The following is a 26,685-nucleotide window of genomic DNA, read 5'->3' on the forward strand; positions in this document are numbered from 1 at the left end:
ACGCTGCTCGTGGTGCTGGTGATCGCCGGTGTGGTCGCGTGGCCGGCGGTGGAGAAGCACCTGTCCGCGCTGCCGTTCGTCGGGTCCGTCGTCGCCGCGCTCACGCCCGCCTGGCCGCTGACCGGGGTCCCGGCCGACGCGATCGCCGACCGCCCGGCGCTCGCGGTGAAGATCGAGAACTCCGTCGACGCCCGCCCGCAGACCGGGCTGAACGCCGCGGACCTGGTGTGGGAGCAGGTCGTCGAGGGCGGGATCACCCGGTTCGTCGCCGTCTACCACTCCGACCTCCCGCCCGAGATCGGCCCGGTGCGGTCGATCCGGCCGATGGACCCCGCGATCGCCGCGCCGCTGGGCGGGCTGCTCGCGTTCTCCGGTGGCGTGCAGGCCTACGTCACCGCCGCGCAGGACGCCGGGTTGCAGGTGCTCAGCCAGGACTCCCGGGCCGACGGCTTCCACCGGACGACGATCCGCGTGGCGCCGCACAACGTCTACGCGGTGCCACAGATCCTCGTCGACCAGGCCGACGCCGCCCACCGGGCCTCACCCGGCGCCCAGTTCGACCACTCCGCGGCCGGTGAACACCCCACCGCCGTCGCCGCGGGTCAGCCGGCGACCACCCTGGAGCTCACGTTGTCCGGGGTCAGCCACCCTCGGTGGGCCTGGAACGCTGCGGACGGCCGCTGGCTGCGCAACGAGGGGAGCGCCCCGGCGGTCGAGGCGGACGGCCGGCGGATCGGCGCGACCAACGTCGTCGTCCTGCGCGTCGACGTCGTCGCGACCGAGGCCCGGGATCCGGCAGGGAACCCCGTCCCGGAGACCATCCTGACCGGCACCGGCCGTGCGCTCGTCGCCTCCGGCGGGCACGCGGTCGAGGCCACCTGGTCCAAGCCGGGGACCGGCGACCGGATGAGCTTGACCGGAGCGGAAGGCGCCCCGGTGACGCTGGCGCCCGGGACCACCTGGGTCGAGCTGGTCCCCAACGGCACCGGCGGAGTCGCCACCGGTTGACCACGGAGGGACAGCGACGTGGGACGGGCATCCGGCCGGTTCGGCGTTCAAGGCTTTCGACGGGCTCGACAGCGACCATCAGGTGTACATGTGTGTACATGTCGGAGCCGGGCGAGCGCAGTGTCTCCGAGGCGCGCAAGGACCTGGCCGCCGTCGTCGACCAGGCGCGCGCGACCCAGCGGCCGGTCTACCTGAGCCGCCGCGGCCGGCGGGTGGCAGCCGTCATCGCCGTGGAGGATCTCGAACGCCTGCAGGCCCTCGCTGAAGACATGTCGGACCTCCTCGATGCCAAAGCCGCCTGTGCCGAGCTCCGGGAAACGGCGGCCGAGCCGGTGCCCTGGGAGCAGGTGAAGGCCGACCTGGGCATGGCATGACGTACCGGGTCCAGCTCGCGCCCGCCGCCGTCCGTCAGTCGCGCACGTTGGATCCGCCGGGGCGCCGGCGGGTCCAAGCGGCCATCGACCTCCTGACCGAGGAACCCCGTCTCTCAGGGGTGTGCAGTAGGTCGGTGGCGCCGGGGAGTGGCGGGTGCGAACCGGCGACTTCCGCATCGTCTACGACATCCGTGATCCGTAGCTGCTGGTCCTCGTCATCAAGGTCGGTCACCGCAGGGACGTCTACGAGCGGCGATGACCGCGACGCTCACCCGCGCGAGATGTGAGCGCACCAGCGGGCAGGTCAGCACCCGGACGGTTCCGTCAGTCGAGGTCGTCGAGCGGCGTCCGGACGGCGTGCTCGGCGAGTGCGTCCAGGTCGTCGTCCTCGGCGGTAGCCGGCCGGGCTCCGTCCGTGAGGCGGTCAGCTCACTGTCCTCCCCGATCCGCGCCGTCACGGTGACGTCGACCCGGTCCCCGGCCCCGGTGCGGCGCAACCGGTGCTCCTTGCCGAGCTTGCCCGTCCAGGCCTCGTCGAGCAGGGCGCCGGCCGCACCGAGCACCTCGACCCGGCACGTGACGCCCTCGGTGATGCCCATGCCCCGCCCGGGACCGTGCAGCACGCGCAGGGTGCCGCCGACGCCGCTGTCGATGAACCGACCGTCATCCCCCGTGGTGTGGTCGTACGGGTACTTGCCGGGCTTCCGTCGTCCCACGTCCGGGAAGTGTGCCGAGGGACCGATCGCCAGGGAGGCCCTCAGCGCAGGCGGTCCCGCACGGCGATGACGTCCGCCCGGGTGGCCGCGGTCAGGTAGTCCGGCGAGCGGAGGTAGGGGGACGCGTAGGCGTACCCGTCGGGATCGACGCCGAGGGCCTCGAGGAACGGCTCGGCGCGCTGCGCGGGCGTGGTGCGCCCGACGCCGAGCCGGTCGGTCAGGGTCCTACACGAACTCCGACCGCCGGAGCCAGAGGAAGGCGGCCCAGCCGGGCAGGATCGGGAGCCAGAACGTCGCGATCCGGTAGAGGAAGACGGCCGGGACGGCGATCGTGTGGTCCATCCCGGCGGCCACCAGACCCGCGATCAGCGCGACCTCCAGGGCACCGAGCCCACCGGGCGTCGGAGCCGCGGCCGCGACGGCGGCGCCGGCGAGGTAGACGGCGCCCACCGTGGCGAGGCCCAGGCCCCCGCCGAAGGCCCGCGTGGACAGGTAGAGGCAGACCAGGTAGCCGAGGGTGATCACGGCGGAGCCGCCCAGCAGCAGCGCGACCCTCCCCGGCCTGCGGAGGGCGTGACCGACACCGTCCACCGATCGGCGCAGCAGCGGGACCAGCCTGGTGGCCAGCGCCCGGCGGACGGCGGGCACGGCGATCATGGCCGCGGCCAGCGCGAGCACGACCAGCGAGCCCCACAGGAAGACCTGCGGGTCCGGCAGCCGGAGAGCGCCGAACGCCGACCGGCCGGCCCAGACGGCGAACACCACCATCAGGAACACGTGGACGACCGACCCGGCCACGTAGTCCAGGCCGACCGCCGAGGTGGCCACCGCCGGGTCGACGCCGCTCCGCTGCAGGTAGCGCACCTGCAGGGCCATGCCGCCGAGGCCGGCCGGCGCCAGCTTGGACGCGAACGAGGAGGCGAGCTGGGCGACGAACGTGGGCAGCGCACGCAGCCGCCGGGGGACGGCGCCGACGAGGCTGATGGCGGCGCCCACGTAGGTCAGCGCGGACATCGCCAGGATGGCCGGCAACCACACCCAGTCGGCCTCGCGGACGCGGGCGACCATGCCGGGCACGTCGCCGAACTGCGGCGCGAGCAGGTAGGTGGCGACCACCAGCAGGACGACGGTGAGGACCGTCTTCGGGTGGACGCGCTCCAGGTCGGCGAGCCGGGGCTCGGGGACCCCGCACCGCTCGGACACCGTCGCCCGGAGCTGACCGACGAGCTGCTTGCGGGAGTGCAGCGCGTCCCGCGTGGCGCCGCTGAACGAGTTGGGCTGCAGCCGGGGCAGCGCCGCGGCCACGGCCTCGGGTCCGAGTTCGGCGATCGCGGCGTCCACGGCTGGGTCCACCCCGACGTCCAGGGCCAGCGCGACGAGGAGCTGGGCGACGTCCGCGTCGAGGAGCGCGGGGGCGGCGGCGACCTCGCTGAAGCCCCAGTCGATGAGCCACGGGACACCCGAGCCGTCGAGGAGGACGTTGGCGCGGCGCAGGTCGCGGTGGGCGACGTGGCGCCGCCGCAGCACCGCCACCTGCGCCCAGATGCCGTGCAACACCGGCGTCGTCACGGCGTCGTCCGGCAGCCGGTCGAGGGTCGTGCCGTCGATGAGGTCGTAGGACAGCAGGAAGGAGTCGCGCCCCACCGGCGCGATCGTCCGCAGCCGCGGCGTCCGCGCGCCGGCGTCCCGCGCCAGCAGCGACACCAGCGCCTCGTGCTCGACGGTGCGGCGCAGCGAGGAGAACGGGCGCTCGTCGCCGACGTTCTTCAGCCGGAGCAGCCGCCAGGCCCGGAACAGCAGGTCGGCAGCCCGGTTGTCGGTGCCCATCACCTTGGCGAAGACCTGGCTGCCGTCCTCCAGTGTGGCGACGTAGGGAACCGAGCCGCGGGCGTCGACGGAGGCCGGCTGCAGGTGCGCCACAGGCAGGCCCCCGCCGGTCAGCGCGGCGGCGACCGCGCCCGCGGTCGGCCGGCTGCTGGGGCGGCCGAGCAGCAGGAGCGTCCCCGAACCCGCCAGGCCGCCGAGCAGGAGCGCGAGCGCCGGCGTGGCGGGGAAGGCGACCGGCGTGAGCAGCCGCAGGAGCGCGACTCCCGCCAGCAGCACCGCCCCGGCCCGCCGCCATCGCCGCGACACGAACGGCGCGAGCACCACGAAGGCGGCCGCGACCACGGCCAGGCCGTCCACGGTGAGTGCGCTGCCGAGTGCGGTGGCCGCGCGCACGAGGACGTCCGTGTCACCGCGGTCGACGAGCCACTCGACGCCGCGCAGCAGCACCACCGCCAGCACGCCGCTGACGAGCAGGTGGCCGAACAGCCGGTGGCGGCGGGTCACCAGCGGGGCGACCCACGCCGCGGTGATGCCCGCCAGGACCAGCAGGGTCGCCGTCCCCATCAGGACCCGTCCGACGGTGGGCGTCAGGAACGACATCCGCCGGGCGAGGTCGTCGTCCAGCGCGGCGACCGCGTTCCGGGACCACCGCGCCAGGGCGACGAGCACCAGCGTGACGAGGGCGAACACGACGGTGCGGAGGACGTCGCTCGGGGACCGCTCGTAGCCGGTGACCTCCTCCTCGGTGTGGTCGCCTGCCGGCGCCCCGGTGGTCGTCGGCTGCGTCGGCGGGGCGACCGCTGAACCGGGACGCGCCGTCCCTCCGGTCCGCGTCATTGCCGACCACCTCCTCGGCCCTGTCACCGAGCCCCGGCGCGAGAGGTGGCCGGCCCGGTCGACGGATGCGGCGGGCACCGAGGGTAGGGGTGCACGTGCCCCGGCGGGCCACCCTCGACGCCGACCCCTGATGCCGGCGGCCGCCCTGGCGGCACCCGGCGCAGCGGTCAGGAGGTCAACCCCTGCCGGTCGTCGGCTCAGGGTGGGGCGGGGCCGGGCTCGGGGGGGCCAGTGGTGCGACCCACTGTGCCGCGGAGGCCTTCTCGGCTTCCGGTCCGATCGGTCGGCCCTGCGGCCGGTGGATCCGGCGGCCGACGGCCAGGAGGGCGGTGAGCAGCGCGAGGGCGGTCACCATCTGCCACGGCCAGTCGCCCCCCTCGACGGCCTCGATGTTCTGGGCGGCGTTCCAGGAGGCGTGCTGGATGCCGGCCGCGAGGATGCTGCCGCCGGTGTCCAGCAGGTGCATGCCGACCAGGTACCGGGCGACGAGCGCGGTCAGGAACAGGAACCCGATGCCGGCGAGGAGCCGTGCCCCGCTCGGGTCACCCGCGAACTGGAGCGGCAGGTGGATGGCTGCGAAGAACACTGCGGTGATCAGGGAGGCGACCAGCAGACCGTGCCGGGCCATCCACCGGGACTGGGCGAAGCCGGCCCAGGCGGTCTCCTCCCACAGGTTGAGGCTCAGCGCGCCGAAGACCAGTGTGTTGAACAGGTACCAGCCGATCTCGGCGGCCCAGCCGCGCTCGGGACTGGTCAGCGTCCCCGAGACGGCGGCCACCGCGACGGTCAGCACCGGCACCCCGAAGAGGACGATCGCCCAGCGCCAGGCGCTGAACCGCCACTGCACCACGCGGAACAGCAGCTTCCGGAGGCCGGCCGGACCGTCGGCCAGCCAGGTGACCAGGAGCGCAGGCCCGAGCAGGGCGACGAAGACGAGCAGCAGCAGGAACGGCGCCTGCGGGATGCCGGCCAGGAGCGGGACGACCAGTCCCGGCACACCGATGGCGAACGCGAGCAGCAAGAAGACGGTGAGCGGGTGACGTCGGGCGAGGTTCCCCCGGCGCTCGGCACCCTCGGGGAACGGAGCGGCACGGGTCATGACTGCTCCTTGGTGCCGGGCCCCGGAGGAACTGGACATCCGCCTCGTCGGTGAGCGTGGACCGTGGGCCTGGGGCGGACAAGGGGTTCAGGAACTGCGTCGACCAGGTGACCGCATCGGGGTCGCGTCGAGGAGACCGGAGCGCGAGGCGACGAACTCGGCAGGGAGTGGTCCCGCGCGGGTCAGAACGTCAGCCCATGGCGCTCGACGAGGCGCTGGGTCGCGTCGGGGTCGGCGTCGCACTGGTAGGGGGCGGCCATCTCGGCGAGCTGCGCCGGCGTCGGGGGCTCGGTCAGGCCGCCGAGCCAGCGGAAGAACTGCTCGAGCCCCGCGGGGGAGATGAGCTCGAGCACCGCCGCCGGCTCATCGCCCGCGTTCCAGAAGGTGTGCCACTGGTTCCGTGGCTTCACGACCAGATCACCGGGGCCGGCGACCACCTCGTCGTCGCCGAGGACCGCGCCGATACGACCGGAGAGCACGAAGGTGTACTCGTCCTCCCGGTGGTGACGGTGCAGCGGGGCGGCCAGCGCCCTGGGCGCGAACAGGTGCTGGACGAGGGCGAACCGGCCACCGGCGTCCTCGCCGTCGATCATGAACCGGTCCCGGACCCCGGCGGGGTCCCCCACCACCACGCCGTCCGCGGCCCGGAGGACGCGCGCTGTCGAGGGGGCAGCTGACTGGTCGTCCATCGCGGTCTCCTCGATGGAGGGCGGGCGAGCACGGTACTGCCGCGAGGTCGTCGCGATGGAGTCCCGGAGTCCCGCGAAGTGACCCTCTGGCGACTACGGTGTAGTCATGGCGACGCCTCGATCCGTCCGGCTGTCGGACGACGTCCTGCGCCGGCTCTCCGACCTGGCAGGGCGGCGTGGGGCCTCGATCTCGTCGACCATCGAGCGCCTGCTGGACGAGGCGCTGCGCCGGGAGGCCCATCCGGGCATCACCTTCCGCGACGGCCCGAGTGGACGACGGGCCGGCCTCGCGAACGGTCCGGACGTCGACGAGGTGATCCGGACGCTCCGTGCGGTCCAGGAGGAACGTCATCAGGACCCTGTCCCCGTGGTTCGCGAGGCCATCGGGCTGACGGAGGCCCAGGTGCGGACTGCCGTCGCCTACTACGCCGACCACGGTGCCGAGGTCGACGCGAGGATCACCGCCGACGAACGGGCCGCCGAGGAGCTGGAGGCGGCCTGGCGTCGCCAGCAGGAGATCCTGGCCGGACCCGAGCGGTGAGGTCGCTGCTCGACGAGATGTACCCGCGGCGGTTCGCCGAGATGCTGCGCAGCGACGGCCACGACGTCGTCGCCGTCGTCGAGGAGCCGGACCTGGTCGGCCGGGAGGACGCCGAGGTGGTGCGCCGGGCCCGCGAGGACGGTCGCGTCGTCGTCACGGAGAACGTCGTCGACTACGCACCTCTGGCTCCGGGCGACCATGCCGGGCTGCTGCTGGTCAACGCCCGCCGCTGGCCCCGCACCCCGAGCGGCCTGCCCCGGCTCGCGGCAGCCCTTCGCGCCTGGCTGACGAGTCACGCTGACGTTGAGGGGCTACAGCGGGGCGAGACGGGTCTCGTCGAGTGGCTGTAGGTCGCGGCAACCGGTAGCGCATGCGGAGCACGCCCTCAGGCGCTGATCTCCTCATGGGTGTTCACCCCGGGGATGCGCCGCACCGACCCCCAGCCGAACCGCGCCCACACGACCAGCAGCCCGGCGCCGACGAGTGACCCGAGCGTGTCGCGGAGCAGGTCGCCGTTGGTGTCGTCGTTGTCCTCGGACAGGTCCGTCCCGAACCACACGTCGGACCGCCACTCGAACAGCTCCCACAGCGCCCCGACGGAGATGCCCAGGGCGAGGGTGACGACGCCGATGCCGATGTAGTGCTGCAGGTGCGTCTCGTCGCGCGGGTCCGGCACGACCTCCACCCGGGCCAGGGCGATGTAGATGACCGGGGCCGTCAGCATCGGCAGGGTGAAGTGCACCAGGTCGTCGAAGCGGACGAACTGGTCGTACAGGCCGAGCGTCTCGCCGAACCCCTGCAGCGCCATGGCGAGGGTCAGCGACAGGTCGTAGAGCCGCGGCAGGTCGACCAGCCGCGCGACCAGCGTGATGCCGCCCAGCGCGGCGAGCAGGGCCGCCGATCCCCAGTCGCCGATGGCCGCGTAGACGACGGCCCCGCCCAGGATGACCAGCCGGAGGACGTCGATCCCGTCCCGGATCAGCGGCGTCCAGTCGCCCAGGAGCAGTGTCCGCGAGTCCACGCCTGCTCCGTACCCGCCGCCCGGCGGACGGCGACATCGGACGGGCGCGTCGTCAGGACACGGCCAGGATCCGCAGGTCGCGCGCGGCCCTCCGGACGTTGACGCGGGCGGCCAGCCCGACCGGCTGCAGGCGGGCGTTCGCCCAGGTCACCATCGCCGGGCGGGGGACGGCGGGCACCGGGGGACGGCGCACCGAGACCGGGTCCCCACCGAGCGAACGCACCAGCACCGCGGCGACCACGGCCGCCACCGACACCGTCGTCAGCGCCACGGCCAGCCCGGTCGCCTCGGCCAGGAACCCGAGCAGCGGCGGACCGCCGAGCAGGCCGCCGTAGCCGACGGTCGAGGTCAGCGCCACTCCACCGCCCCCGCCGAGGGCGCCGGCCCGGCCGATGGCCAGCGGGAAGACGTTGGCCAGGCCCAGCCCGACGAGCACGAAGCCGGCCAGCGCGACGGTGACCGAGCCCGACCAGGCGGCGAGCAGCATGCCGAGCGCCGCCAGCAGCGACCCGCCGACGAGCAGCCGCTCCTCCCCGAACCGCACCACGAGCGCACTGCCGACCAGGCGGCCGCACGCCATGGCCAGCGAGAACCCGGCGTAGCCGGCGGCGGCCAGGACCGGCGTCGCACCGAGGTCCTCACGCAGGTAGAGCGCGCCCCAGTCGGTCAGCGCACCCTCGCCGTACGCGGTGCAGCCGGCGACCGCGCCCAGCACCACGAGGACGGCCGTCGGCACGCCGCGACGGTCGGCCCGCTCGTCCGGCGGAACGGGGGCAGCGGCCCGCGGCGCGGCCTCGTCGGCGCGGGCCAGCGTCGGCCCGATCCAGGCGAGCAGCGCCAACCCGGCCACGGTGACGCCGACCAGGTGCGGGACGACGCCGAGGGAGGCGGCCACCAGCCCCCCGACCAGGGCGCCGAACAGGCCACCGAAGCTGAACCCGGCGTGCAGCGAGGACAGCAGCGGCCGGGGCCACCGGGCCTCCACCTGCACCCCCAGGCTGTTGGCCGCCACGTTCACCGCGCCGGTCGCGGCGCCGAAGACCAGCAGGGCTGCGCACAGCTGTGGCACCGACGTCGCCATGGCCGGCAGCGCGACCGCCAGGCTGACCAGCACGGCGGCGGCGAGGGCGACCCGGCCGGCGCCGAGGCGGGCGCTCAGCGCACCGGTCACCTGCATGCAGGCCAGCGCGCCGAGGGACATGCACAGGACGGCGATCCCCAACGCGCTGTGCGAGGCGCCGGTCCGCGCGCTCACGTCGGGGATGCGGGCGGCCCAGGTGCCGAAGACGAAGCCGTCCATCGCGAACAGGACGGCGACGGCGACGCGCAGCTGCTGCAAGGCGGCCGGGACGGCGGGTGCGGACGTGCGGACACGGTCGAGGGCAGGGCTCACGCCGGGTTCCTTCCGGGTGGGGCGCGCTACTTCCAGAGGGCCCCTCGCTGGGGCGGGCGCGCCGGCCGTCTCGGGACGGCTCGACAGGGACGAGGGCGGGGCACGACCTCGGGCTCCGTCTCCACCGTGCCAGCCCGCGGCACGTCCCCGCACGAACGACGCGCCACTCGGGCCATGACGTGCGCGACACCCGGGTACCCGCACGGCGCTCCGAACCGAAGTGCCGCAGAGGCTGCCGACCTGTTGGTGTGCCGGTGTCGATCACCGTCCACGACGTCCTTGACGCGACGAGCTGACCGGGCGACCGAGTCCCGGCGACTTCTGGGACCGGGTGCAGCACCGAGTGCGGGGGGCCGGCACCCGGCTCTCGGCGGCTGACATCGTGGCGCTGTCCGACGACGACCGCGCGTGACCGTCCCCGGCGAGAACCGCGTCCTCCGGAGCACGAGGTCTTAAGTACCTGGTGCGCTGATCGCGCCCGTTCCTACGGTCACCGGGCATGGCGCCCACGAGCGCACCCCTGCTGATCGCGGTCGACGACGACCCCGACCTCCTGCGTGACGTCGAGCGGGAGCTGCGCAACCGGTACGCGTCCGACTACCGCGTCTGCTGCCTGAGCTCGCCCGACGAGGCGCGCCGCACGCTGGACGAGCTCGCCGCGGCCGGTGAGGAGGTCGCCCTGGTGCTCACCGGCGAGGAGTTCGCGGGCGCACCCGGCGCGGAGCTGCTGGCAGGCGTGCAGAACCTCTTCCCGCACGCCCAGCGCGCCCTGCTCCTGCCGTGGGCCCGCGTCGGGGACCCGGCCGCCGGCGACGCCGTCTTCGAGGCCATCGCCCGCGGCCGCATCGACCAGTGGGTGATGCGGCCGGCGCCGCCCCCCGACGAGCAGTTCCACCAGGCGATCTCCAGCTTCCTGCTCGCGTGGGCCGAGGCGCGGCGCCGCGCGCCGCACACGATCGACGTGATCGGCGAGACGTGGTCCGGCCGGGCGTACGAGCTGCGCCAGACGCTCGGCCGCTGCGCGCTGCCGCACCGGTTCTGCCTGGCCGGCTCGGAGGAGGGTCGCGCCATCCTGGCCGACGCGGGGCTGGACAAGCGGCTGCCGCTGCTCGTCATGCCCGACGGGCGGGTGATGGAGGACCCCACCGACATGGACATCGCCCGGTCGGCGGGGGAGACGATCGACCCGGCCGGGGACCACTACGACCTGGTGATCGTCGGGTGCGGACCGGCCGGCCTGTCCGCGGGCGTCTACGGCGCCTCCGAGGGGCTGCGCACCGTCGTCATCGACTCGGGCAGCATCGGCGGGCAGGCCACGGCGAGCTCGTCGATCCGCAACTACCTCGGCTTCCCGCGGGGCCTCAGCGGCGCGGACCTCGCCCGCCGCGCCTACCAGCAGGGGTGGGTCTTCGGCGCCCGCTTCGCCTTCATGCAGCAGGTCACCCACCTCGCGCGGGAGGACGACGGCGTCGTCCTGACCCTCAACACCGGCGGGGTCGTGGTGGCCCGCGCGGCCGTCCTCGCGATGGGGGCCAGCTACCGCCGCCTCGGCGTCGAGCCGCTCGAGGACCTGCGCGGCGCGGGCGTCTACTACGGCGCCGCGGCCTCCGAGGCGCCGCTGGTGGCGGGGGAGGACGTCTACATCGTCGGGGGCGCGAACTCCGCCGGGCAGGCCGCCCTCCACCTCGCCCACTACGCCAAGCGCGTCACGCTCGTGGTGCGGGCGAAGGCACTCGGCGACGGCATGTCCCACTACCTGGTGCGCCAGGTCGAGGGGACGCCGAACATCGAGGTCCGGACGGCGACCGAGGTCGTCGACGGCGGTGGCGACGGCCGGCTGGAGCACCTGGTGCTGCGCGACCGCACGACCGGCGACCAGGAGACGGTTGACGCCTACGCGCTGTTCCTGATGATCGGCGCCCGCCCGCACACCGAGTGGCTGCCGCCGAAGGTCGAGCGCGACACCGACGGCTTCGTGCTGACCGGCCCCGACCTGAGCGCCGGTGCGCTGGAGGCGTTCGGGCGCCCGCCGCTCCCGCTGGAGACCAGCGTGCCCGGCGTCCTCGCGGCCGGGGACGTCCGCCACGGGTCGGTCAAGCGCGTGGCCTCCGCCGTCGGCGAGGGCGGCGTCGCGATCCAGCAGGTCCACCGCCTGCTCGCCGTGTGACCCGCGCTCCGCGGTATCACGGCGATACCATGGAGGCCATGGCGCTGACGCTGCGAACCGACGAGGAGCTCGAGAAGGCACTCACGGCGCTCGCCGCCGCCGAGGGGACGTCGCGCCAGGAGGTCATCCGGCGCGCGGTCCTCGAGCGGTACGAGCGCAGCGGTCACGCGGCGCGGGTCCAGGACAGCTCGGCCCGGCTGATCGACAGGTGGGGCGACGTGCTCCGCCGGCTGGGCACGGTGTGAGCGAGGTCGAGTACCTCGACCTCGACGACCTCCTCGGCCTCGTCCGGGCACTGGCAACCGGACCGGTGCGGGACGTGGGACTGCTGGACGCCGCTGCCGCCCGACCGCGATCGCACGTCTTCGGGCAGGAGGCCTATCCCACGCTGCCGCTCAAGGCCGCCGCGCTGTTGCACTCGCTGGCGCGCAACCACCCTCTGGTCGACGGGAACGAGCGCCTGGGGTGGCTCGCCACCGTCGTCTTCCTGGACCTGAACGCCTCCGAACCGGACCTCGGTGACGACGCCGCCTTTGAGCTCGTCATGGACGTGGCCGCCGGAACAGCCGACGTCGAGGAGATCGCCGAGCGGCTGCGGGTCGTCCCGCGCTGACGCGGTTCAGGACGGCGGCTGGGCGCCCACCACCGCGGCGACCACCGCGGCCGCCGCGTGCCCGGCGCGGACGGCGTCCAGGACCGGCGCCCCGGCGCGCCAGCCGGCCAGCACACCGGCGGCGAAGGCGTCCCCGCAGCCGGTCGTGTCCCGCAGTTCCGGGACGGGCGGTACCGGCACCTCCGCCGCACCGCGAGGCGTCAGCACCCGCGTCGGCCGTGCACCGGCGTGCACGAGCACCAGTTCCGGCGCCCACTCGGGCCGGCCGCCGTCCAACCCCAGTGCCTCCGCCTCGGCCGCGGTGCAGAAGAGGAGGTCCGGCCGAAGCCCGGCGAGCAGCTCTCCGTAGCGAGCCGTCCCGAACCGCCGGATCCGCGCTGCGGCCGCGGCGTCCACGCTGACCGGCACCCCGGCCTCCCGCGCGAGCGACGCCGCGGCCCGCAGTGCGTCCGGGAAGCGCAGCAGGTCGTAGCCGTCGAGGTGGACGACGGCGGCGTCGGCCACCCACGCCTTCTGCACGTCGGCCGGCTCGAGTCCGCCGTCCCCGCGGTCGGCGAGCAGCGTCCGCTCGCCGCCCGGGTGGACCAGCACCGTCGTCAGCGGCGTCCGGCCGCGGCGCACCAGCGCCGTGCCGACCCCGCGGCGGGCCAGCGCGGCCAGCAACCCGTCGGCTCCCGGGTCGCTGCCGGCCCAGCCCGCCAGCCGTGCCGGCACCCCGAGCCGCGCCAGGCTCGCCGTGACGTTGGCCGGCGCACCACCCGCGGTCGTCGTCCGCACGACCCGCTGCTGGCCGCCGATGACCAGCGGCTCGGACAGCTCCAGCACCTGGTCGACGACCAGCTTGCCGAGCGCGACCACCGGGCCCCGCACCGCGCGACGGGGCCAGGGAGGATCGTTCACGGAGGACAGCCTGCCCGGCCGCTCAGGCGGCCGCGGCGATGTTGGAGTTGAAGCGGAAGACGTTCGACGGGTCGTGTTCGCGCTTCAGCGCGGCCAGCCGGGCGTACGTGGGCTCCCCGTAGGCGACCCGGACGTGCTTCGCCGGTTCGTCCGACAGAAGTTGGACGTAGACGCCCTGGGCGAACGGGCGCAGCGCTGCCCAGGCCGTCCGCGCCCAGGCCCGGTGGCGGTCGGGCTGCGGGTCGTCGGGCAGCCACGAGGCGACGACGTTGACGTCGTGCGCCGCGGTCCGGCCGGTGAAGGCGGTCGCGTCGTCGTCCACCCGGGCCACGGCTCCGCCCAGGGTGAAGACGGGGATGGCCGAGAGCGGTGAGGTGATCGCGGCGCCCTGCTCGACGAGCACGTCGATGGCCTCGTCGGTGAGCGGCGGCAGTTTCCAGGACTTCCAGTGGTAGTGGCGGCCGTGCGGGTAGGCCGGGTCGAACACCGCCTGGTGTGTCTCGTAGGCCTTGGGTGCGACGCCGTCGAGGACCGGCGCCCGGAAGGTGCGGAGCGGCCGCAGCACCTCCTCGCCCTCGTCGACGGGCCCGGCGTAGCAGACGACGAGCGCCACGCTGGGGCGTCCGTGCAGCTCCTCGGGGAACACCGGCAGCGGTGGAGCCAGCCGCAGGTTGGCCATGATCCCCACCTCGTCGGGGGCGTCGGCGACGAAGTCGCGGAACCGGCGCAGCACCGCGCCCGCCTCGTCCATGGGCCACGCCAGCACACCGGCCAGCACGGTGGGCCCGAGCGGGTGGAGCCGGTACTCGAAGGACGTGACGACGCCGAAGTTGCCCCCGCCGCCCCGCAGGCCCCAGAACAGGTCGGGGTTCTCCTCCGCGTTGGCCACGAGGAACCGGCCGTCGGCGGTGACCCGGTCGCAGGACAGCAGGCTGTCGACGGTGAGCCCGAAGCGGCGCATGAGGTGGCCGATCCCGCCGCCCAGCGTCAACCCGCCGATCTCGGTGTGGGTCACGATGCCGCCGGTCACCGCCAGCCCGAAGGCCTGGCTCTCCCGGTCGACGTGCCGCCACAGGCATCCGCCCTGAGCCCGGGCGGTGCTGGTCAGGGGGTCGACGCGCACGCCGGTCATGGCAGACAGGTCGACGACCAGGCCGCCGTCGCACATCGCGTGCCCGGCCACCGCGTGCCCCCCGCCGCGGATCGCGATCGGCAGGTCGCGCTCCCGGGCGCAGCGCACCGCCGCCAGCACGTCGGCGGTCCCGGTACAGCCGGCGATGACGGCCGGCTTCCGCTGGACGTCCCCGTTCCAGAGCTGCCGGGCGGTCTCGAAGCCCTCGTCGCCCGGTTCGAGCACCGCTCCCGAGAACCCTGCGATCTCCATGACGCTCTCCCTCATCGGACCTCTCGAGATGGATCGAGCGTGTGGCGAGGAGCCGCGCCGGAGAAGTGCAGAGTGTGAACCGGTGCGCCGTCCTCAGCCGGCCGCCGGCGCCGCGACGAGATCCGTGGCGTGCAGCGGTCGAGGGCCCAGTGCGGAGGCCCGGTGCCAGGTGGGGAAGGCCCGGGCGAGGTCGGGGGAGCCCGTCACCTCGACGGCTCCGCGCCGCAGCACCTCGCCCCAGCCGAGCTGGCCCGGGTGCCAGCGGGGGAACGCCACCGCATCGTGGATCGCCACCACCAGGTGCTCCTCACCCCCGGGGTACCGATCGCAGATCTCGGCGTCGCCCCGTTCGATCAGCAGCCAGGCGCGGCTGCCCGGCCCGGCCCGGGTGGGGAGGTCGAAGCGGACCAGCACCCGGTGGCGCGGCAACCGCTCCGGGTCCAGGTGGAAGGTCGCCCACGCCCACAGGACGACGCCGGGATGGGCGTGTTCAGGGGTCAGGTCGGCCCACCGCGAGCCCCAGTCCTGGAGGGCGCGCAAGACCTGCGTCAGCTCGCGTCCCGCCTCGGTGGGCTCGTAGATCGAGCCGGGCCCGTCGGGTTTGGGCCGGATGTCGATCACCCCGGCCCGCTGCAGCTCCCGCAACCGTTTCGACAGCAGTCCCCGGGAGAGGCCGGGTGCGCCGTCGGCGATCTCGTTGAAGGTCCGGCAGCCGAGGATGACGACGTTGCGCAGGATGACGATCGACCAGCGCTCGGCGAGCAGTTCGGCGGCCCGGGCGATCGGACAGAACTGGCCGTGGCTCCGCATGCGTCAGGGTCCCACCGGCGAGACGGGGAGAACCGGTACCCCGAGGTCCCGTTCCCAGCCGCTCGCACGACGGCACCGACGGCGGCCGCAGGGTGGGACGCTCGGTGTCGAGATCTCCGCTCCCGGCCGAGGTGGTCGCCGATGTCCGTGTCGTGGGTCGAGCCGGGACGGCTGACGGCCGTGGGGAGGCCGGCGGCCGTCGGCCTGGCCGCGTGCCTGGTGGCCGGGTGCGCCGCCGCGGGCGGCACCGGGGCGGCACCGGGTCCCCCGGCGACCGACTGGCGCAACGCCACCTACAGCGTGACGTGCGACGGGATCGTCCCGGACGGCTTCCCGGCGACGCTGGTCGACGGGGTCGCGCGCGTGCCCGCTGACGCGAGCCGGCCCCCGTTCTACGACCACTACGACGTCCGGTTCACGGCCGAGGCCACGGGCGACGTCGACGGGGACGGCGCGCCGGACACCGTCGTCCTGCTCCGGTGCTCGCCGCAGCCGTCCAACGGGATCGTCGAGGAGGTGCAGGTCTTCGCCGCCTCCGGCGAGCGGCTCGGCTCCCTGCCCAGTCCACGCACCCTGCGCGAGGCGACGATCCTCGCCCCTGTGTACGAGCCGGCCGAGCTGTCGGTCCAGGACGGCGACGTCGTCGCCGGGATGACCGCGTACGCGCCGGAGGACTCGCATGCCTCCGGTCCGTCCGTCCCGCTCACGGTGGAGTGGCACTGGAACGGCAGGGACTTCGTCCGGGTCCCCTAGCCGAACGCCCCGCGTGCGCCGTGCGTCGTGCGGCGCGCGCGGCTCGAGGGACGCCTCCGTCAGAGCCAGGCCTCCATCTCGTCGAGCTGCTCGTGGGTGAGCCCGGCGAACAGGTCCGGCGCGACGACCAGCACGTGCGGGTGCGCGGCGAGCCACTCCCCGGTGTCAGCCGCCTGCTCGGCCAGGTCGTCGTCGATCCAGACGATCCGCCGGTCCGGCTCGGCTTGCGCCACCACGCGGGCCAGGTCGAGCTTCCACCAGCCCGACGCCCCGCCCAGCCGCCCGAGGAACCCCGTCGGGGCGGCGTCCTCCCGCTCGTGGGTCTTCAGCCCGCGCGGCAGTCCCATCGGCTCGGCGAGCAGCTCGTCGGCGTTGCCGGCCCAGGTGGTGAGCCACTGGATCTCCACCCGCCCCGACTCGTGCAGCGCGCGCAGCCGGGCGGTGATCGTCGGGTCCCACGACAGCACGAACCCGTTGAAGGTGCCCCGCCGCCAGCCCTCGGGGAGGTCCACGCAGGCCGCGTTGAGCACGCCGTCGACGTCCAGCAACAGGATCGGGACGTCGTTGCCCTCGACCACGGGGACCTCCTCCCACCGGTGCGGTGCGGAGTCACTACCCGCCGAGCCGGTCGCACCTTCGGGTGACCAGACCTCCCGTTCGCCGGTGACGGAGCGTGACAATCCACCGGAACAGTCGATGGCGTTCCCCGAGGACGCGTCGGCACACGGGGGACACGCGCGGGTCGAGCCGCGCACGGGGGAGACATGTTCCGGAAACCGCTGCGGCGTGATCCGCTGGTCGTCGGCTGGGCACTGCTCGTGTTCGTCGCCGGCTTCGTGGCACTGAGCAACAACACCGAGTGGAGCGGCCACCTCGAGGCGGACCGCGTCGCCGGTTTCCTCGAGGACCTCGCCGAGGCCTTCCTGTGGTCCTTCTTCCTCCTGCTCCTCCTCGCGTGGCTGCGCGCCCGTGGCTGGCGGTGGCTGGACGGCGGCACCCGACCGGCGCGAGCCGCGCAGCCGTCCTCGCCGCTGCCCTGGACCGACCGCTGGATCCGCGACTGGCGCGAGGCAGAGGCCCAGCAGCGGGTCACGGCCGACGACGACGTGCCCGCGGCCGTCACCTGCCGGCACGGCGCCCCCCTGGACGCCGAGTCGCCGGTCGAGCAGGCGCCGGTGCTGCGCGCGCTGTCGGTGAGCCACACGATCGTCCGGCCCGGCTCGGACGTGAGCGTCACCTGGTGCTTCGAGCACGCCCGCGACGTCGCCGTCGACGGCCGGGGTGGCCACCCGGCCTGCGGCCAGGCCCTCGCCCGCGTCGACGCCACCCGGCGCATCGAGGTCGTCGCCCGCAACCGGCACGGCTCCACGCCGGTGGCCACGGCCGCCGTCATCGCCATGACCGTGCCCCAGCTCGACCTGCCCACCGTGGCAGCACCACCGCCGGTGGCCCTCCGGGCCGACGTCGCCGCCACGATCGGCGCGCCCAGCCCGATCACCCAGCGGCTCGACGCGTTCTGGACCACGCAGGACAGCCTGCGGCCGCGGCTCGATGCCTCCCCGCGGTTCGTGGGGGTGCCGGCGTCGGTGGTCGACGGCCTGCGGCGAGCGGGTCGCAACGGAATGGGGGAGGCGAAGTGAGCGCGGAACGGTCGTCGGGCCGCCGGCGGGTGAGCCGGCGGACCATCGCCGACGGACTGATCACGGTCTCCGGCGCCAACCGCGACGTCCTGCGGGAGGCGCCCAAGGAGCGCACCAAGCAGGTCGCGATGGGTGCGGTGCTGCTGTCGACGGCCGCCATCGCCGCGGTCGCGGCGAGCTACGCCCTGCACCTGGCCCTGCACTTCTGGTGGCCGTTCGCGGTCCTCGGCGGCGTCGCGTGGGGCCTGGTCATCCTCAACCTGGACCGCTGGCTGGTCGTCTCGACCCCCCGGCTCAGGACCAAGCTCGGCACCCTCGCCATGGCGCTCCCGCGGGTCCTCCTCGCCGTCCTCGTCGGCGCGGTCATCTCGACCCCGCTCACGCTCGCCGTGTTCAGCGCGGAGATCAGCACCGAGGTCCAGGTCATGGCGGCCGAGGAGGAGCAGGCCTTCAACGACCAGCTCCAGCAGGACAGCCGCTACAGCCGGCTGCCGGCGATGCGGGAGCAGGTCGCCGACCTGGAGCGGGAGCTGAGGGAGGGCCCGACCGAGGCCGACGTCATCGCCCACCCGGCCGTCGTGGACCTGCAGCAGCGGCTGGACGACGTGGCCGGCACGTACACCGCGGCCGCCGCGGCCGTCCAGTGCGAGATCGACGGCACCTGCGGCACCGGCGACCCCGGCATCGCGGCGGCGGCCGAGCAGAAGATCGCCGACCGGGACCGGCTCCGGGACGAACGGGACGACCTGGCCGCGCAGCTCGAGGTGTTGAAGGACCAGGTCCGCGAGCAGCTCCAGGTCGAGGACGCACGTGAGGACGCCGACGCCCGAGCCGCACTCCCGGTCCTCCGGGACCAGATCGCCGGCATCGAGGCGCAGCGGGACGCGGAGATCGCCGCGCACCGGGCCGCCGTGGGCGACAGCGACGGGATCCTCGCCCGGCTCACCGCGCTCGGTCGGATCAGCGACGCGGACCCGGTGCTGCACACGGCACACCTGCTGCTGTTCCTGTTCATGACCGCGCTCGAGTGCCTGCCGATCATCTTCAAGACGATGCTGGCGCTGGCGCCGCCGTCGCTCTACGAGCGGCTGGTCTCGCTGGGGGAGGAGAAGGTCGAGCAGCGTGCCCGGCTGCGCCTGCAGACCGAGTACGAGGAGGCCGAGACGCTCGCCCGCTCGGCACTGGCCGCCGCGGAGGCCCGGGCGGCCCGGACGCTGGAGGCGGAGTCCCGGGCCACGGCCATGGTGCTCGACGCGCAGCTGGACGTCACCCACGATGGTGTGCGCCGCTGGCGGGACGAGCAGCTCGGGCGCACGACGTCGACGGGAGGGATGCCGACCCCCGACGACCTCGACGCGCTGTACTCGGCCGACCCGTTCGGCTCCGAGGACCCGCGGGACGGCCGCCTGGCCGGCTCCTCGACCGGCCCCGTGTGAGCCCAGCGGCGGGGACGGTCGGGCCAGCGGGCTCAGGGGCGCAGCGCCGGGGTCACGTCCGTGTGGGCGAAGTCCTCGCCCTTGTACAGGAGGGGCTCATCGGTGGCGCGGGCGAGGGCGTACGAGAAGACGTCGCCGAGGTTGAGCCCGGCGGCATGCCCGCTGCCCTTGCCGAAGTCGCGGTACGCCTGACGGGCGATGTCCGCGTGCTCCTTCGTGACGGCTTCGACGGAGACGTCTGCGACCGCGAGCAGGTCGTCGAGCCGGCGGCTGAGCACGGGGTCGCGGTTCGCGTCGACGACGACGGCGGTCTCCAGGTAGGTCGCGGCAGACATCCGTGATCCGACCGTGCCGGCCAGTGCCTCGACGTACCGGTCGGCATCGGGCTCGCCGCGGAGGATGGCGACGAGAGCCGACGTGTCGACGATCAACGAGGCAGTCCCGCCTCGTCGTACAGCAGCTCGCTGTGGTCGGTGCTGCGATACGGCTCGGCCCAGCGGCCGGTGGCGTCCTCGGCGATGGCCGCGATCCGCGCCGCCCGCGCTGCCGACGCGGCACGATCGCGACTCCGCACTCGGTCGAGCCGCTCCTGCAGGGCCACGGACACCGCACGGGTGACGCTCTCTCCCGTGGCCGCGGCGAGCTGTCGGGCGAGTTCCTCCGCCTCGGCGTTCTTGATGTTCAGGGCCATGGTGGAACGGTAGCGCCAGCGTTCCACCATTCTCCACCTCGCGTGGAGCGGGCGTGCAGTGACCGTCCGTCATCGGGCTCCGGCGTCACCCATGCGGGCGGGCGACTTCGGCGTCCGGGGCGTTCCTCCGCGCCGCTGCCGGGTCATCCCGGTGTCCACACTGGACAGCCGGCCGGCTGTCCGGCCACGCACGGAGGGAGAGCCAGTGTCCGACCACCTCGAGCCGGACCCGGGCGCGAGCCGGGTCGAGGCACCGTCACCGTGCCGCCGGATCGCCCCCGGCCACGCCGCGCACCCGGCGCACGTCCGGCTGTGCCAGGACGACGCCGCCGAGCACTGGCAGTCGGTCGTCGTCATGGGCGCCGTCGGTGACGTCGTCACCGTGGCCGCCGGCGACGAGTTGCGGCGCTACCGCAACCACGACGCGGGCGCCCTGACGGCCCTGGCACGGGAGCACGGCCCCGGCGGCTTCCTGAACACCCGCCTCGGGCTGCTGTTCCCGCACTCCTGGCCGAGCGACCCCCGTGCGGTCTTCTCACTCCAGCCGGTCGAGCGGGCCCCCGTGCCCTGCCGGCAGTGAGCGCCCCGGCCGTTCGATGGCGAACGGCCGGGGCGCCGCGACTCACGCGACCCGGCGCGCCCCGACGTAGCTCGGCATCGAGTCGAGGTTCGCGACCTTGACCGGCTGGCCGGCGGTCGAGGCGTGCACCATCTGGCCGTTGCCGATGTACATCCCGACGTGCGAGACGGGGCTGTAGAAGAACACCAGGTCACCGGGCTTGAGGTCGGCCTTCGCCACCGGGGTGCCGAAGGTCGACTGCGCCTTCGAGGTGCGCGGCAGCGAGATGCCGGCCTCCCGGTAGGCGAAGGTCGTCAGCCCCGAGCAGTCGAAGGCGTTGGGACCGGTGGCGCCCCAGCCGTAGGGGTCGCCCTGCTGGGCCAGGGCGGTGTCGACCGCCTTCTGCGCGGCCCCGTTCGGAGCGGCGGCCGGAGCGGCGGCGACCGCGCCGGAGCCGGCGTCACCGGCGTCAGCGGAGGCAGTGGCGGGGGCGAGGGTCACGGCGGCGCCGGCAACAGCGGCGACGGCGATCCCGCGGAACGAGCGACGAGCGAAGGATGTGCGGGCAGTCGTCATCGACGACGGTTCTCCTGTTCTCCACGGCCGCCTACCGGGTTAGCTGACGGGTTCGGACGGGGGAGTCGCCCGGCGCGCGAACGCGCTTCACCCCAGGGATTCGGTGGGTCCCCGGTCCGGGCGCGGCGAGTACCGCGTCCGGTTCGGCGTAGTCCGGCCGGTGTCACCACGATTCGGCGACGAGGGGCCCGGCTGGACCGCGCCCGACCGTAGAGAAGGACGACGGGCGGCGCAGACGGCCTGTGGACGCGGGACGGCGGCCTGTCCGGATGGCGACACGCCGCGCCGACCTCGGGGGACTACGCAGCGCGCGGGAATGTCACGGCTGCGTCTCCGCAGGTCAGCGCGTTGGGACCAAAGTCTTCACATCGCGGTGTGTTCTCACACGGCGTGACGTCCGCAGTGCGGACAGCTCTCGGAACCCGGTGGTTGGCGCGCCCGTTGGCCGGGCACGACTGCAGTCAACCGAGAACGAGGAGGGACACCCCCATGGCCGGCATGATCCGGAAGCTGGTGGCGTCGGGGATCGCGGCGAAGGTCATCCAGGAGGCCCGCAAGCCGCAGAACCAGGCCAAGATCAAGGAGTTCATCGCCAAGATGGGCGAGCAGAACAAGAAGCGCGGTGGCGGCAAGGGCTACGGCCGCGGTCCCGTCCACTGACGCCCGGGCCCGCTGACCCCCGCCCGGTCCCGGGCGGGGGTCGCGTGCACCGGGTCGCCGTCCTCGACGACTACCAGTCGGCCGCCGCGGAGTTCGCCGACTGGTCCGGCGTCCCCGAGCCGCTGGACGTCGTGACGTTCCACGACCACCTCGGCGATCAGGACGCCGTCGCGGAGCGGCTCGCACCCTTCGACGTGGTGGTCGCCATGCGCGAGCGGACGCCGTTCCCACGCAGCCTGCTCGACCGCCTGCCGAACCTGCGGCTGCTGGTCACCACCGGCCTCCGCAACGCCGCCATCGACCTCGCCGCCGCCCGCGACCGCGGCGTCACCGTCTGCGGCACCGCCGCGCACGCGCCCGGCACCGCCGAGCTGACCTGGGCGCTCGTCCTCGCCGTCGCCCGGCACGTCCCGGCCGAGGACGCCGCCCTGCGCGCCGGCCGCTGGCAGACCAGTGTCGGCACCGACCTCGCCGGCTCCCGGCTCGGCGTCGTCGGCCTGGGCCGACTCGGCACCCGCGTCGCCCGCATCGGGCAGGCCTTCGAGATGGACGTCGTCGCGTGGAGCCCGCACCTCACCGATGAGCGCGCCGCGGCCGCCGACGTCCGCCGCGTGGAGAAGGACGAACTGTTCGCCACGGCGGACGTCGTCACCGTCCACTTGGTCCTGGCCGACAGCACCCGCGGCACCGTCGGGCGGCACGAACTCGGGCTGGTGCAGCCCACCGCGATCCTGGTCAACACCTCCCGCGGGCCGGTCGTCGACGAGGCCGCGCTGGTCGCGGCGCTGACCGAGGGACGGATCGCCGGAGCCGGCCTCGACGTCTTCGACCGCGAGCCGCTGCCGGCCGACTCGCCGCTGCGCCGCGCCCCGCGGACCGTCCTCACGCCGCACCTGGGCTACGTCACCCGCCGCACCTACGAGGTGTTCTACGGCGAGGCCGTCGAGGACGTCGCCGCCTTCCTGGCCGGCTCGCCGGTCCGGGTGCTCACCCCCGCGTGACCGCGGCGGGCCCCGGGTACCGAGCAGACATGTCCGAGGGCAACATGACCGGCCGACCCGCCGGCGGCGTCAACGAGCGTCCCGACCAGATCCCGGGGGAGAAGCCCGAGGAGGACCTGGTCGGTCCGCCGTCGCAGGCGGAGGAACCGCGCGCGGCGCAGGGCGGCACCATCGGGACCGAGGACCCCAGCGTCCCGCACCGCTCCAGCCAGCCGCCGCCCGGCGACACCGGGAGCTGACCTACGGCCGGCCGGCGTGGGGGACGTCGACCTCGGTCGCCAGCAGCACCGCCTCGCGCACCGGCGCGCGGTTGTGCTCGTAGAAGTCCGGCGCGCAGCACATCAGCAGCGTGCGGCCGTCGTCCCCGCCGAGCATGCAGGCGTAGACGCCGAGCCCGGACGGCGCGGCGACCTCGTCGACGACCTCGCCGCCCTCGGCCACCCGCACCACCCGGCCGCCGACCGCGTCGGCGGCCCAGATCCGGCCCTCGGCGTCCAGCGCGCAGCCGTCCGGGGCCACGACCAGCTGGCCGAGCACCTCGTCGACCGTCGTCCCGGTCACCTCCGGGCCGAGGGCCGCCCACACCCGCCGGTTGGTCAGCGCCCCGTCGGCGCCCAGGTCGAACGCGGTGTACCGGTTGCCCAGCGTCTCGCCGACGACCAGCGTGCCGCCGTCCGGGGTGATGACCGAGCCGTTCGGGAACTGCAGCCCCTCAGCGGCGACGGACACCGTGCCGTCCGGGTCGACCCGCTTGAGCGACGCGGTCGCCGCGCTGCCGCCGCCCATCAGGTCGAAGCCGAAGTCGCCGACGAACACGTGCCCGTGCGCGTCGACCACCAGGTCGTTGAGGTGCCCGCCGCAGTGCTCGGCGAGGTCGGCGTGCGTGGTCAGCGTCCCGTCGGCGTACCGGAGCACCCGGCGGTCCTTCATCGACACGACCACCAGCGAGCCGTCGGGCAGCCAGCCCAGCCCGGAGGGCTGCTGCGCCACCTCGACGACGACGGTCTCCGCGCCGTCCGGGCTCACCCGGCTGACCGTGTGCCGGTAGAAGTCCGACACCCACCACGTGCCCTCGTGCCAGCGCGGGCCCTCGAAGAACCCGCCGCCCTCCAGCACCGTCCTGGGCTGCCGCTCCGCCATGGTCGGGCACCCTAGGGGCACCCGACCCCCATCGAGGAGCGCAGCGTGCCCGAACCCGTGATCGCCGTCGTCGGAGCCACCGGACAGCAGGGTGGCGCCACCGCGCGTGCCCTGCTGGACGCCGGCGCCCGGGTCCGGGCCCTGGTGCGCGACCCGGCCAGGGCCCGGGACCTCGCCGACCGCGGCGCCGAGCTCGTCCGCGCCGACATGCAGGACCCCGACGGCCTGCGGACGGCGTTCCGCGGCGCACAGCGGGTGTTCGCGATGACCACGCCGTTCGGCCCGCGAGGTGTCGACGGCGAGGTCGCGGACGGCACCGCCCAGGCCGACGCGGCCGCCGACGCCGGCGTCGAGCACCTGGTGTTCACCTCCGTCGGCGGCGCCGAGCGGGACACCGGCATCCCGCACTTCGAGAGCAAGCGCCGCGTGGAGGAGCACGTCGAGTCCCTCGGCCTGCCCGCGACGTTCGTCCGGCCGGTCTTCTTCATGGAGAACCTGCGGTGGATGGCCTCGGCCGACGACGGCGAGGTCGTCGTCCGGATGGCGCTGCCGGCCGGGGTGCCGCTGCAGATGATCGCCGTCGCCGACATCGGCGCGGTCACCGCCGCCGTCCTGCTGGACCCGTCCCGGGTGCCCGACGGCAGCATCGAGATCGGCGGGGACGAGCGGACCGGCGAGCAGATCGCTGCGGCCTTCGGCGAACGGGCCGGGCTGCCGGGCCGGTACGAGCCGGTGCCGCTGGACGCGCTGGGCGACGATGAGGACTCCCGCGCGATGTTCGGCTGGTTCGCGCGGCCGCCCGCCTACCGGGCCGACGTCGGCGCCACCCGGGCCCTGGCCCCCGACCTGCAGGACCTGCCCACCTGGCTGGCCCGCACCGGCTGGACACCCTGACCGCCCTGTCCCCGGTCGATCGCGGAGGGTCACGCCCGCCGCGTGTCGCGATGGGATGCCGGCGACACGGCCGACGGTGACCCGGGCGGCGGGTGCGGCTGCCCGAGGCTCGGTCGCCATGAGGATCGGCGTCCCCGGGCTGGTGCTGCCGATGGTCACGGCGGCGACGCGGCTGGACTACCTGAGCCGGCGGGACAACGCGTCGGCGGGTCCGCGGCCCCGCGCCGCGGCGCCCACGCACACCTGGACCCGACACCTGCGCGGCGAGGTGGAGCCCCTCGACCTCGAGGAGTCCCTGGAGCTGCTCGACCTGGGCGTCGTCGTCGCCCGCCGGGCCTACGACGCGCAGCACCTCGGCGTCCGGGCGGCGCTGCGGGCCGGGGCGTCGTGGGCGCGGATCGGGGAGTCGCTCGGCACCACGCCGCTCAACGCGTGGAACCGGCACCAACGGTGGATCGAGGAACAGGTCGAGCTCTTCGAGGCCAGCCGCGGCCGGGACGGTCTGGACGACGCCGGCGCGGTGGAGGCGCTGGCGCTGGCCGGTGAGCGCCCGATCGGCCTCGGCCACGCCCGGCGCGCCGGGAACGTGGACGAGGGCTGACGACCGGACGGGACGACATCGCGGGGTGCTCGTGCTCTGCCCACCACCGAGGGCAGAGCACGAGCACGCGACGGAGCCATCCGGCCCGGGCGTGCATCCCGGACAGGCTCGTGCTCTGCGTGCACCCGGTACGCAGAGCAGGAGCGTCCGCAGGGGGGTACCGACCGGCCGGGGCCTCAGTCGCCCTTGACGTTGACCACCTGGCGCAGCGTGTGCCGGATCTCCACCAGGTCGGCCGCGTCGGCCATGACGACGTCCACCGGCTTGTACGCATCGGGGTGCTCGTCGAGGAACGCGTCCGAGCGGCCCCAGGCGATGCCCTTCATCCGGCGGTCCAGGTCCGCGCGGGTGAACAGCCTGCGCGCCTGGCCGCGCGAGTGGTTGCGGCCCGCCCCGTGCGGCGCCGAGTGCAGCGCCTCGACGTTGCCCAGGCCGACGACGATGTAGGACGCCGCGCCCATCGACCCCGGGATCAGCCCCCACTGGCCCTCCCGTGCGGAGATCGCGCCCTTGCGGGACACCCACACCCGCTGGCCGTAGTGCTCCTCGCGCTCGGTGTAGTTGTGGTGCGCGTTCACCACCTGCAGCCGCTCGACCTCCGTCGTGAGGCCACGCCGACTCAAGAACCGGGAGACCTGCTCGGCGACGCGGTCCATCATCTCCTCGCGGTTGAGGTAGGCGAACCGCTGCGCCCAGAGCAGCGCCTCCAGGTACGCGTCGAACTCCGGCTCGCCCTCCTCGAGGTAGGCCAGGTCGCGGTCGGGGAGGTCGACGTCCCGCGCGGCGGTGAGGTCCTTGGCCACCCGGATGTGCTTGGACGCCAGCCGGTTGCCCACCCCGCGCGAGCCGGAGTGCAGGAACAGCCACACCCGGTCGACCTCGTCCAGCGACACCTCGATGAAGTGGTTGCCCGACCCGAGCGACCCCAGTTGCAGGGGCCAGTTGTGCGCGACGCCGTCGGCCTGGGCGGCGCCTGGGAGCGCCCGCAGCTCCTCCACCCGCGGAGCCGCCGTCTCGCGCAGCCTCTTGTTGTACCGGCCGGCCGAGAGCGGGACGGCCCGCGAGATCTGCTCGTGCAGCGTCGAGAGGTTCCGGCCGCGCAGGTCGTCGCCGGTGAACTGGGTGCGGACGGCCATCATCCCGCAGCCGATGTCCACCCCGACCGCCGCCGGGATGATCGCGCCGTCGGTCGGGATCACCGACCCGACGGTGGCGCCCAGGCCCAGGTGCGCGTCGGGCATCAGCGCCATGTGCGGGTGGATGAACGGCATCGACGCGGTCCGCTCGGCCTGCATCCGGGTGGTCGGCTCGAGGATCGACGCCCAGTTGAGCAGGCGGTCGTTGATCTTCTCCAC

At 74.4% G+C, this 26,685-nt stretch carries 31 protein-coding genes and 1 riboswitch; of the genes, 16 read left to right on the top strand and 15 right to left on the bottom strand.

Annotation, left to right across the window (positions count from 1 at the left end; translation table 11 throughout):
- Positions 1-12: 12 nt before the first annotated feature.
- Positions 13-1,008, top strand: coding sequence for a DUF3048 domain-containing protein (locus tag ACI782_RS06980; RefSeq protein ID WP_456907485.1), 996 nt, complete (start codon positions 13-15; stop codon positions 1,006-1,008).
- Positions 1,009-1,106: 98 nt separating this feature from the next.
- On the top strand, positions 1,107-1,382 hold the full coding sequence (locus tag ACI782_RS06985) for a type II toxin-antitoxin system Phd/YefM family antitoxin (RefSeq protein WP_456907782.1): 276 nt from the start codon (positions 1,107-1,109) through the stop codon (positions 1,380-1,382).
- 218 nt (positions 1,383-1,600) lie between these two features.
- On the opposite strand, the gene ACI782_RS06990 is transcribed toward ACI782_RS06985, so the two are convergent.
- The 4 genes from ACI782_RS06990 to ACI782_RS07005 all read right to left on the bottom strand — a co-directional run bounded on the left by ACI782_RS06990 (position 1,601) and on the right by ACI782_RS07005 (position 6,550).
- Positions 1,601-2,098: a hypothetical protein gene (locus tag ACI782_RS06990; protein ID WP_456907487.1), complete on the bottom strand. Its 498-nt coding sequence runs from the start codon at positions 2,096-2,098 to the stop codon at positions 1,601-1,603.
- Between the two features lie 225 nt (positions 2,099-2,323).
- Positions 2,324-4,762 carry a flippase-like domain-containing protein gene (locus ACI782_RS06995; RefSeq protein ID WP_456907489.1) on the bottom strand — a complete coding sequence of 813 codons (2,439 nt, stop codon included), beginning with the start codon at positions 4,760-4,762 and terminating at the stop codon, positions 2,324-2,326.
- Positions 4,763-4,937: 175 nt separating this feature from the next.
- Entirely contained in the window at positions 4,938-5,861 is a 924-nt protein-coding gene (locus tag ACI782_RS07000) for a CPBP family intramembrane glutamic endopeptidase (protein ID WP_456907491.1), read from the bottom strand.
- A 182-nt stretch (positions 5,862-6,043) separates the two neighbouring features.
- Positions 6,044-6,550, bottom strand: a complete 507-nt coding sequence (locus ACI782_RS07005) for a cupin domain-containing protein (RefSeq protein WP_456907493.1) — start codon at positions 6,548-6,550, stop codon at positions 6,044-6,046.
- 106 nt (positions 6,551-6,656) lie between these two features.
- On the opposite strand from ACI782_RS07005, the gene ACI782_RS07010 reads away from it, so the two are divergent.
- Both ACI782_RS07010 and ACI782_RS07015 read left to right on the top strand, forming a co-directional pair.
- A complete protein-coding gene (locus ACI782_RS07010) occupies positions 6,657-7,091 on the top strand; it encodes a ribbon-helix-helix protein, CopG family (RefSeq protein ID WP_456907495.1) in 435 nt (144 codons plus the stop codon).
- Positions 7,088-7,441 (top strand): DUF5615 family PIN-like protein, encoded by a 354-nt coding sequence (locus ACI782_RS07015; RefSeq protein ID WP_456907497.1) that lies wholly within the window; start codon positions 7,088-7,090, stop codon positions 7,439-7,441. Before ACI782_RS07010 ends, ACI782_RS07015 begins: the two co-directional genes overlap by 4 nt.
- Before the next feature lie 35 nt (positions 7,442-7,476).
- On the opposite strand, the gene ACI782_RS07020 is transcribed toward ACI782_RS07015, so the two are convergent.
- Entirely contained in the window at positions 7,477-8,112 is a 636-nt protein-coding gene (locus tag ACI782_RS07020; protein WP_456907499.1) for a hypothetical protein, read from the bottom strand.
- A 52-nt stretch (positions 8,113-8,164) separates the two neighbouring features.
- Positions 8,165-9,505, bottom strand: coding sequence for an MFS transporter (locus ACI782_RS07025; RefSeq protein ID WP_456907501.1), 1,341 nt, complete (start codon positions 9,503-9,505; stop codon positions 8,165-8,167).
- Between the two features lie 499 nt (positions 9,506-10,004).
- On the opposite strand from ACI782_RS07025, the gene ACI782_RS07030 reads away from it, so the two are divergent.
- Genes ACI782_RS07030 through ACI782_RS07040 form a run of 3 tightly spaced genes read left to right on the top strand, consistent with a single transcriptional unit; the run spans position 10,005 to position 12,285 of the window.
- The gene (locus ACI782_RS07030) at positions 10,005-11,672 is read left to right on the top strand and encodes an FAD-dependent oxidoreductase (protein WP_456907503.1); all 1,668 of its coding nucleotides are present in this window, start codon (positions 10,005-10,007) and stop codon (positions 11,670-11,672) included.
- Between the two features lie 38 nt (positions 11,673-11,710).
- Positions 11,711-11,917 (top strand): ribbon-helix-helix domain-containing protein, encoded by a 207-nt coding sequence (locus tag ACI782_RS07035; protein WP_456907505.1) that lies wholly within the window; start codon positions 11,711-11,713, stop codon positions 11,915-11,917.
- On the top strand, positions 11,914-12,285 hold the full coding sequence (locus ACI782_RS07040; protein ID WP_456907507.1) for a type II toxin-antitoxin system death-on-curing family toxin: 372 nt from the start codon (positions 11,914-11,916) through the stop codon (positions 12,283-12,285). Before ACI782_RS07035 ends, ACI782_RS07040 begins: the two co-directional genes overlap by 4 nt.
- Before the next feature lie 6 nt (positions 12,286-12,291).
- Here the strand turns inward: ACI782_RS07040 and ACI782_RS07045 are convergent, their stop codons facing one another.
- The 3 genes from ACI782_RS07045 to ACI782_RS07055 all read right to left on the bottom strand — a co-directional run bounded on the left by ACI782_RS07045 (position 12,292) and on the right by ACI782_RS07055 (position 15,379).
- A complete protein-coding gene (locus ACI782_RS07045) occupies positions 12,292-13,185 on the bottom strand; it encodes a carbohydrate kinase family protein (protein WP_456907509.1) in 894 nt (297 codons plus the stop codon).
- A gap of 22 nt (positions 13,186-13,207) precedes the next feature.
- On the bottom strand, positions 13,208-14,569 hold the full coding sequence (locus tag ACI782_RS07050) for an FAD-binding oxidoreductase (RefSeq protein ID WP_456907511.1): 1,362 nt from the start codon (positions 14,567-14,569) through the stop codon (positions 13,208-13,210).
- Positions 14,570-14,662: 93 nt separating this feature from the next.
- Positions 14,663-15,379 (bottom strand): winged helix-turn-helix transcriptional regulator, encoded by a 717-nt coding sequence (locus tag ACI782_RS07055; RefSeq protein ID WP_456907513.1) that lies wholly within the window; start codon positions 15,377-15,379, stop codon positions 14,663-14,665.
- Between the two features lie 141 nt (positions 15,380-15,520).
- Here ACI782_RS07055 and ACI782_RS07060 point away from each other — a divergent pair, with 141 nt between their 5' ends.
- Positions 15,521-16,132 (top strand): hypothetical protein, encoded by a 612-nt coding sequence (locus ACI782_RS07060; protein ID WP_456907515.1) that lies wholly within the window; start codon positions 15,521-15,523, stop codon positions 16,130-16,132.
- A 59-nt stretch (positions 16,133-16,191) separates the two neighbouring features.
- Here the strand turns inward: ACI782_RS07060 and ACI782_RS07065 are convergent, their stop codons facing one another.
- Positions 16,192-16,710, bottom strand: a complete 519-nt coding sequence (locus tag ACI782_RS07065; RefSeq protein WP_456907517.1) for an HAD domain-containing protein — start codon at positions 16,708-16,710, stop codon at positions 16,192-16,194.
- Between the two features lie 186 nt (positions 16,711-16,896).
- Between ACI782_RS07065 and ACI782_RS07070 the strand changes: the two genes are divergently transcribed.
- Both ACI782_RS07070 and ACI782_RS07075 read left to right on the top strand, forming a co-directional pair.
- A complete protein-coding gene (locus tag ACI782_RS07070; RefSeq protein ID WP_456907519.1) occupies positions 16,897-17,772 on the top strand; it encodes a hypothetical protein in 876 nt (291 codons plus the stop codon).
- Positions 17,769-19,208 carry a DUF4407 domain-containing protein gene (locus ACI782_RS07075; protein WP_456907521.1) on the top strand — a complete coding sequence of 480 codons (1,440 nt, stop codon included), beginning with the start codon at positions 17,769-17,771 and terminating at the stop codon, positions 19,206-19,208. Before ACI782_RS07070 ends, ACI782_RS07075 begins: the two co-directional genes overlap by 4 nt.
- Positions 19,209-19,240: 32 nt before the next feature.
- On the opposite strand, the gene ACI782_RS07080 is transcribed toward ACI782_RS07075, so the two are convergent.
- Both ACI782_RS07080 and ACI782_RS07085 read right to left on the bottom strand, forming a co-directional pair.
- Entirely contained in the window at positions 19,241-19,639 is a 399-nt protein-coding gene (locus tag ACI782_RS07080; RefSeq protein ID WP_456907523.1) for a type II toxin-antitoxin system VapC family toxin, read from the bottom strand.
- On the bottom strand, positions 19,636-19,899 hold the full coding sequence (locus ACI782_RS07085) for a type II toxin-antitoxin system VapB family antitoxin (protein WP_456907524.1): 264 nt from the start codon (positions 19,897-19,899) through the stop codon (positions 19,636-19,638). Before ACI782_RS07085 ends, ACI782_RS07080 begins: the two co-directional genes overlap by 4 nt.
- Positions 19,900-20,104: 205 nt before the next feature.
- Here ACI782_RS07085 and ACI782_RS07090 point away from each other — a divergent pair, with 205 nt between their 5' ends.
- Complete coding sequence (locus ACI782_RS07090) at positions 20,105-20,479, top strand: hypothetical protein (protein WP_456907526.1); 375 nt, start codon at positions 20,105-20,107, stop codon at positions 20,477-20,479.
- A gap of 42 nt (positions 20,480-20,521) precedes the next feature.
- Here the strand turns inward: ACI782_RS07090 and ACI782_RS07095 are convergent, their stop codons facing one another.
- Entirely contained in the window at positions 20,522-21,034 is a 513-nt protein-coding gene (locus ACI782_RS07095; RefSeq protein WP_456907528.1) for a C40 family peptidase, read from the bottom strand.
- Between the two features lie 12 nt (positions 21,035-21,046).
- Positions 21,047-21,172: riboswitch (cyclic di-AMP (ydaO/yuaA leader) on the bottom strand.
- A 351-nt stretch (positions 21,173-21,523) separates the two neighbouring features.
- On the opposite strand from ACI782_RS07095, the gene ACI782_RS07100 reads away from it, so the two are divergent.
- From ACI782_RS07100 to ACI782_RS07110, 3 genes are read left to right on the top strand one after another with little or no spacing between them, the layout of a single operon-like run.
- A complete protein-coding gene (locus ACI782_RS07100) occupies positions 21,524-21,694 on the top strand; it encodes a hypothetical protein (RefSeq protein ID WP_456907530.1) in 171 nt (56 codons plus the stop codon).
- A gap of 44 nt (positions 21,695-21,738) precedes the next feature.
- Positions 21,739-22,695, top strand: coding sequence for a D-2-hydroxyacid dehydrogenase family protein (locus tag ACI782_RS07105; protein WP_456907531.1), 957 nt, complete (start codon positions 21,739-21,741; stop codon positions 22,693-22,695).
- Positions 22,696-22,724: 29 nt separating this feature from the next.
- Complete coding sequence (locus ACI782_RS07110; RefSeq protein ID WP_456907533.1) at positions 22,725-22,934, top strand: hypothetical protein; 210 nt, start codon at positions 22,725-22,727, stop codon at positions 22,932-22,934.
- 1 nt (position 22,935) lies between these two features.
- On the opposite strand, the gene ACI782_RS07115 is transcribed toward ACI782_RS07110, so the two are convergent.
- Entirely contained in the window at positions 22,936-23,835 is a 900-nt protein-coding gene (locus ACI782_RS07115; RefSeq protein ID WP_456907534.1) for an SMP-30/gluconolactonase/LRE family protein, read from the bottom strand.
- A gap of 45 nt (positions 23,836-23,880) precedes the next feature.
- Here ACI782_RS07115 and ACI782_RS07120 point away from each other — a divergent pair, with 45 nt between their 5' ends.
- Both ACI782_RS07120 and ACI782_RS07125 read left to right on the top strand, forming a co-directional pair.
- Positions 23,881-24,729 carry an NmrA/HSCARG family protein gene (locus ACI782_RS07120; RefSeq protein WP_456907536.1) on the top strand — a complete coding sequence of 283 codons (849 nt, stop codon included), beginning with the start codon at positions 23,881-23,883 and terminating at the stop codon, positions 24,727-24,729.
- 118 nt (positions 24,730-24,847) lie between these two features.
- Positions 24,848-25,330 (top strand): hypothetical protein, encoded by a 483-nt coding sequence (locus ACI782_RS07125; RefSeq protein WP_456907538.1) that lies wholly within the window; start codon positions 24,848-24,850, stop codon positions 25,328-25,330.
- A gap of 176 nt (positions 25,331-25,506) precedes the next feature.
- Here ACI782_RS07125 and ACI782_RS07130 read toward each other — a convergent pair whose 3' ends face one another.
- Positions 25,507-26,685 (bottom strand): RtcB family protein, encoded by a 1,179-nt coding sequence (locus tag ACI782_RS07130; RefSeq protein ID WP_456907540.1) that lies wholly within the window; start codon positions 26,683-26,685, stop codon positions 25,507-25,509.

It is taken from the genome of Geodermatophilus sp. SYSU D00703 (genome assembly GCF_054050155.1).